The sequence below is a fragment of the Rhizomicrobium sp. genome (assembly GCF_056722145.1).
Map to the genome: position 1 here is coordinate 1 of NZ_JBWZET010000285.1, position 5,773 is coordinate 5,773.

Sequence of the window (5,773 nt, forward strand, 5' to 3'; positions counted from 1 at the left end):
GCGCGTTGGCGCACCGGGCCTTATCCCCCTCGAAACTTACTTGCCGAAATTGTTCGGCAGCTTCGACGTGTCGATGCCTTGGCCGAGGTTCAGCACGTAGACCGCCCCGATATCGAGCGTTTGGGCGCTGCCGCCGAGCTGCATGCCGAAACCGGTGGTGCCGGGGGCATAGTCCTCGGTGGCGATGCCGCTGGCGTAAATCCAGACCCACTGGCCTTTGGGCGCGGTGGCCGAGGCGGTGGCGAGCGCCGTGTAGGGCGCTCCGGCCAGATGCACGCCGAATTCCGGGATCAGCACGGCTTGCGTACCGGCCGGGGTTTCGGTGGCGCGCACCAGAACCGCGGTGAAAATCACGTCGCCTTTCCTGATCGCCGGGGTGATCGGCGATGAAGCGCCGTCGTCATAGGGATGGGCCGCTACTTTGGCGGTAACCATGCGCTTGGCGGTGCCGCCGATGACGTCGGCTGCCGCGACCTGGGTGGCAGTGACTTCGGGGCCGTAGCTGTAGAGCTGGGACGGATCATTGATCAGTACGCCCTTCACCGGCAGCTTGGCGCGCAGCCGCGTGAGGTCGGCGGCGTAAGGCCCTTCCGGACCGGCAGAGGCGGCCGGTGCAGCAGCCGGTACGGCGGCGACGGGGCGGTTATGGGGAAGCTTGGTGCGGTCCCAGTCCGGCGGCAGATCGAACAGGAACATCGGACCGAGATCGACCGTCTGGGTGGCGGCGGCGAGATGGAGAACGACGACCAGCGTGTTCTTGGCATGATCGGCATCGACCACGCCGGTCGCGTAATAGACGTTCCACTTGCCGGTCGGCGACGACGGCTCGGTGGCGAGCGCCGTATAGGGTGCCTTGGCAACCTGGACGCCGGCCTGGGTGATGACGCCGGTGGTCGAGCCCTCCGGCGGGGTTTCGACGCGCACGTAATACGCGACCAGCAGGACATCGCCCTTGGCGACCGGCTGCGGCACCGTAATGGTGGCCTGAACGTCCCACGGATTGACGCCCTTGTGGACGACCACGCGCGAGGCCTTGCCGCCCTTGACGTCGGCGTCATCGCGGACGGTCGCCGGCGCATTCGAGACGCTCCAGGAATCGCCGCTGGCGCTGAGGATCAGATGGCTCAGCATGTCATCGGCTTTGGCCGTCCCCGCGGCCGCAAAACTCATGAGCGCTCCGGCACAGAGCGCGACGATCCACTTACTCATAGGCCCTCCCCAATTTTTGTTTTGCCGTCGTCCTCTAGAAGACGGATGTCGCCATAATATCCCCCGTAAGGGAAAGCGCTGTCGAGACATTCGCAGTTGTTGGTAGCGGTAACACGCGAGACTTCCGGCGCTTATCCTGGCAACGGGAACCGTCGCAGGGTGTTCGGACTTTCGTCCTCACCATGCTGCAGCCGACACCCCTGAGCGAAGCCCTGGTAAACGCCGAATTGGCCGCCTCGGTCGCCGGCTTGCGCTATGGCAGCGACACCGAGCCCGGCATCAAACGGGTCAAGCGCGGCACCGGGTTCGGCTATCGCGGTCCCGACGGCAAGCCGGTCAAGGACGCTGCCACGCTGGCGCGTATCCGCAAGCTGGCGCTGCCGCCGGCCTGGACTGATGTCTGGATAGCCGCCGATCCGCGGGTCCACCTTGCCGCGACCGGCTTCGATGCCAAAGGCCGCAAGCAGTACCGCTACAATCCCGAATTCGTCGCGGTGCGCGATGCTGCCAAGTTCGAGCATGTCATCGCCTTCGCCGAGGCGCTGCCGACACTGCGCGCCAAGGTCGCCGAAGACATGGCGCTGGCCGGATTGCCCCGCGCCAAAGTGCTGGCGACAGTGGTCTATCTCCTCGAACACACCCTCAGCCGGGTCGGCAACGAGAGCTATGCCAAGGACAACAATTCGTTCGGACTGACGACGCTGCGCAACCGGCATGTGAAAGTGGAGGGCCAGCAGCTCCGCTTCCTCTTCACCGGCAAGTCGGGCAAGGCGTGGCGGCTGGCGGTTCAGAACCGGCGCGTCGCCAAGGTGGTGCGCGCCTGCCAGGAGTTGCCAGGGCAAAATCTGTTCGAATACCTGGGCGGCGACGGCTCAGTGCAACGCATCGGCTCATCCGACGTCAACGACTATCTGAAAGAGGTCACCGGCCTCAGCGTTTCGGCCAAGGATTTCCGCACCTGGTTCGGCACCGTGGAAGCGGCGATCGCGCTTGATGCGCTGCACGAAGACGGCGTCCAGCCGACCAAGAAAAACCTGAAAGCGGCGATCGAGCGGGCGGCGGAGCGATTGCGCAACACCGTTTCGATTTGCCGCAAATGCTATGTCCACCCGGAAATTGCGCTCGCCTATGAAGCCGGCGAGTTCGGCCTGCCGCCGGCGCGTGCGCGCGCGGGTCTTTCCGTCGATGAGGCCCGCGTGCTGGCGTTTCTCACGAGCCGCCAAAATCGAAATCGAGCTGGTCGGCGGCGTCGTCTTCCTCGGCGGGGAAATGCGACACCGTCACCCCCACCAGCCTGACGCCGGTTTCGAGCGGATAGAGGCTGCGGGTCAGCGCCAGCGCGATGTCGTTGAGGTCGGACTGCGCCGTCACTGCCTTGGTCAGGGTGCGGGCGCGCGTGATCTGGCGGAAATCGGCATATTTGATCTTCACCGTGACGGTATGGCCATAGGTGCGGGTCTTCTCGCACCATGTCCACACGTCGTCGGCCTGGCCCCGCACTTCCTTTTCGATCGCGACGGGATCGATGAGGTCGGTGAGGAGGGTGATTTCGCTGCCGGCGGATTTGCGCGGCCGGTCGGGTTCCACCGGGCGCTCGTCGATGCCGCGGGCGATGTCGTAATACCACGGCCCCGACTTGCCGAAATGGCGCGACAGGAATTCCACCGTCTGCGCCTTGAGATCGGCGCCGGTATGGATGCCGAGCTTGTTCATCTTCTCCGCTGTCACCGGCCCGACGCCGTGGAACTTCGCCACCGCCAGGCTCTCGACGAAGCTTGGCCCCAGCGCCGGGGTGACGACGAACTGGCCGTTCGGCTTCTTGTAATCGGAGGCGAGTTTGGCGAGAAATTTGTTGTAGGAGACGCCGGCCGAGGCGGTCAGCCCGGTCCAATCGAAGATGCGCTGGCGGATTTCGCTGGCGGTATCGGAGGCGCTCGGCAGGTGCTTCAGGTTGGCGGTGACGTCGAGATAGGCCTCGTCGAGCGACAAGGGTTCCACCAGCGGCGTGTATTCGAGGAAGATCGAGCGGATCTGGCGCGACACGCCGCGATAGACCTCAAACCGCGGCATCACAAAAATCAGTTCCGGGCATTTGCGCAGCGCCGTGGTGGAGGCCATCGCCGAGCGCACGCCGAATTTGCGCGCCTCATAACTCGCCGCCGCCACCACGCCGCGGGCGCGAGGGCTACCCACCGCCACCGGATGGCCGCGCAGCTCCGGCCGGTCGCGCTGCTCCACCGACGCATAGAACGCGTCCATGTCGATATGGATGATTTTGCGAAGCGCGGACATCGGCGAGCGGGCAGGGCAGTGAGTCGTCTCTATATACCCCGCTTTCTGCCCCTACGGGCGCCTCTCTCTGAGACGATTTTCTGCCCCCGCGAGCGCCGCTTTCCCTTTCTGCCCCCGCGGGCGCCTCGCTCTCGCCACCCGCACGCTGAACCGTGGGGGAAGTGGCGCGTCAGCGCCGAAGGGGGCTTACCATCACGCTCACTTTCAGAAACAATGCGTTCCGACTATTTCGTCTGTTTTACCGTTCGGCACGGTTCTACTCTCAGCCCGTTATCGCTTCGAAAGGACCCGCCATGTTGCGCACTGCCATCGCATTCGCGTTTGTCGCCAGCCTCTCCGCCGCGAGTGCGCAGAGCGTTGCCAATCCCGACCCCAAAGCGGTGACGGCGGGAACCTACACGCTCGATCCCAATCATGCCCGCGTGCTGTTTTCGGTGTCGCACATGGGCTTTTCCACCTGGTACGGCGATTTCTACGGCGCCGCCGGCACGCTGACGCTCGATCCCAAGAACCCCGCCGCCGCAGCGTTGACGGTGACGATCCCGGTCGCCTCGGTTGCCACCCACAACGCCGCCCTCGATGGCGAGCTGAAAGGCGCCGACTGGTTTGATGCCGCCAAATTCCCCACCATCCGTTTCACCACCACCAACGTGACGCTCACCGGCGCCACCACCGCCCGCATCACCGGCAATCTCACCTTCCACGGCGTGACCAAGCCGGTGGTATTGGATGCCACCTTCACCGCCTCCGGCACCAACCCGATGTCGAAGGCGTTCACCATCGGCTTCGAGGTCCGGGGCGTACTGAAGCGCAGCGATTTCGGCGTCACCAAATACGTGCCGCTGATCGGCGACGACGTCACCCTGATCATCTCGGCACCGTTCGAGAAGAAGTGACCGTCACGTCGCCGGATGCAGGCGGGTGTCGAGGGCGAAGCGTTCCTGGTTGACGTCGTCGTAATGACCGGCGGCGACGGTGTCGACGAAGACGACGTTCCAACTATGCTTGGAGACCACGCTCGGCAACAGTACGAAGGCGTGCGCTTTGAGCAAGGCATCGCCGAACGCCTGTTGCCCGGCGCTGACGGTTCCGGGCACCAGCCAGTTCGGATTGGGAACGTCCGCCTCCTGAACGATATGGACGCTCGCCGGATCGATGATCCGCGCCGAGGTCAGGGTGTGGGCGACCGTATCGAGCACCTTGAAGGTCTTGTGCACGGCGACTTCGAGGATCGCCGTGGCGGCATCGAGCGAGGCATAGACGGCGCGCACGCCTTTGGAATTCCAGCGCCCGCCGGCGGCAAAACTGCCTTCACCGGAATTCCAGGTCGCCGCATGCCGCGCCTTGTCGAGCCGCCAGAACCTCAGGTCACCCGACCCGAGCGGAGGCGGCAGCGCCATCATGTGTAGACGCCGTATTCGATGCGGGTCAGCAACTCTTCGACCGACTCCACGCCGGCGGTGGTCGACAACAGGTCGATCGGCCGGCGCTGGTCGAGCGCCATGGCGGGCCGCTTCAGCCATGCGACCGCTTCGTCCTGCGAACCGAACACGTCGATGGAGCGCGCCAGGATTTCGGCGAATTTCCAGGCGCGGCCGCTCAGTTCGGGGCTGAGGCGGCGGGGTGTTTCGCGATTGCGCTGCAGCGTGCGCACGCTGATCCCGACCGCCTTTTCGAGCAGGCTCTGGGCCGCAAGCAGGGTGAATTTTTTCGCCAGGTGATCGAGCACGCCACTGGGCAGCCCGTTCTCCAGCAGGTCATGCGCTTCCAGCCGGTTGTGGACCTGATGGTGCAGCACCTTCTTGCCGCCGAGCAGCTCGGCGGTGCGGGCCACGTCGTGCTCGACTTCGATTTCCGGCTCGGCTACGGTCTGCGTCATGTGTCGCAATTTATGCGTCACATGTCGCGATGTCAATGCCATGCCCGCCGAGCGGTCAGGCGCCGAGATACCCCAGCTTTTTCGCCCGTCCCAGCGCCATTAGCGGGAAATAGTGGCAGTAGAGGCCGTAGCGCAGCATGAACGCGCGGCTCAGTTCCGGGCCCTGCTGCAGGCGGCGCTTCACCATCGGGTCCGACACCTTCACCGTCTGGCCGACGCCATAGCCGGGGAATCCGGTGCCGGTGTATTCCATCTCGATCCAGGTGCCCCCCTTCTGCTGCTCGATCAGATAAAGGAGCCCGCGCTCGATGCTGGTGCGATCCTCGGGCCGGTTGGCGGCCAAGAGCGCCATCAGCGCCCACGCGGTTTGCGAGGCGGTGGTCTTGCCGCGCC

Annotated in this window: 6 protein-coding genes and 1 pseudogene; 2 read left to right on the plus strand and 5 right to left on the minus strand. The window is 64.9% G+C overall.

Annotated elements, in window-relative coordinates:
- Window positions 1-36 precede the first annotated feature (36 nt).
- Window positions 37-1,209: a carbohydrate binding domain-containing protein gene (locus AC1P6P_RS14840; protein WP_481403219.1), complete on the minus strand. Its 1,173-nt coding sequence runs from the start codon at window positions 1,207-1,209 to the stop codon at window positions 37-39.
- A 182-nt stretch (window positions 1,210-1,391) separates the two neighbouring features.
- On the opposite strand from AC1P6P_RS14840, the gene AC1P6P_RS14845 reads away from it, so the two are divergent.
- Window positions 1,392-2,507: a DNA topoisomerase IB gene (locus AC1P6P_RS14845; protein WP_481403220.1), complete on the plus strand. Its 1,116-nt coding sequence runs from the start codon at window positions 1,392-1,394 to the stop codon at window positions 2,505-2,507.
- Here the strand turns inward: AC1P6P_RS14845 and dinB are convergent.
- A complete protein-coding gene (dinB, locus tag AC1P6P_RS14850) occupies window positions 2,419-3,501 on the minus strand; it encodes a DNA polymerase IV (RefSeq protein ID WP_481403221.1) in 1,083 nt (360 codons plus the stop codon). The genes AC1P6P_RS14845 and dinB overlap by 89 nt on opposite strands.
- A gap of 293 nt (window positions 3,502-3,794) precedes the next feature.
- Between dinB and AC1P6P_RS14855 the strand changes: the two genes are divergently transcribed.
- Complete coding sequence (locus AC1P6P_RS14855; protein WP_481403222.1) at window positions 3,795-4,397, plus strand: YceI family protein; 603 nt, start codon at window positions 3,795-3,797, stop codon at window positions 4,395-4,397.
- Window positions 4,398-4,400: 3 nt separating this feature from the next.
- Here AC1P6P_RS14855 and AC1P6P_RS14860 read toward each other — a convergent pair whose 3' ends face one another.
- The 3 genes and pseudogenes from AC1P6P_RS14860 to AC1P6P_RS14870 all read right to left on the minus strand — a co-directional run.
- A complete protein-coding gene (locus AC1P6P_RS14860) occupies window positions 4,401-4,904 on the minus strand; it encodes an RES family NAD+ phosphorylase (protein ID WP_481403223.1) in 504 nt (167 codons plus the stop codon).
- A complete protein-coding gene (gene parS, locus AC1P6P_RS14865) occupies window positions 4,901-5,380 on the minus strand; it encodes a type II RES/Xre toxin-antitoxin system antitoxin (protein ID WP_481403224.1) in 480 nt (159 codons plus the stop codon). Before parS ends, AC1P6P_RS14860 begins: the two co-directional genes overlap by 4 nt.
- A 55-nt stretch (window positions 5,381-5,435) precedes the next feature.
- Window positions 5,436-5,773 (minus strand): annotated as a pseudogene (locus AC1P6P_RS14870) (squalene--hopene cyclase); the annotation flags it as partial.

What these genes read in the sequence shown, in the direction of transcription:
- dinB (WP_481403221.1), bottom strand. Translation starts at nt 3,501, where the DNA reads ATGTCCGCGCTTCGCAAAATCATCCATATCGACATGGACGCGTTCTAT.
- AC1P6P_RS14840 (WP_481403219.1), bottom strand. Translation starts at nt 1,209, where the DNA reads ATGAGTAAGTGGATCGTCGCGCTCTGTGCCGGAGCGCTCATGAGTTTT.
- AC1P6P_RS14860 (WP_481403223.1), bottom strand. Translation starts at nt 4,904, where the DNA reads ATGATGGCGCTGCCGCCTCCGCTCGGGTCGGGTGACCTGAGGTTCTGG.
- AC1P6P_RS14845 (WP_481403220.1), top strand. Translation starts at nt 1,392, where the DNA reads ATGCTGCAGCCGACACCCCTGAGCGAAGCCCTGGTAAACGCCGAATTG.
- parS (WP_481403224.1), bottom strand. Translation starts at nt 5,380, where the DNA reads ATGACGCAGACCGTAGCCGAGCCGGAAATCGAAGTCGAGCACGACGTG.
- AC1P6P_RS14855 (WP_481403222.1), top strand. Translation starts at nt 3,795, where the DNA reads ATGTTGCGCACTGCCATCGCATTCGCGTTTGTCGCCAGCCTCTCCGCC.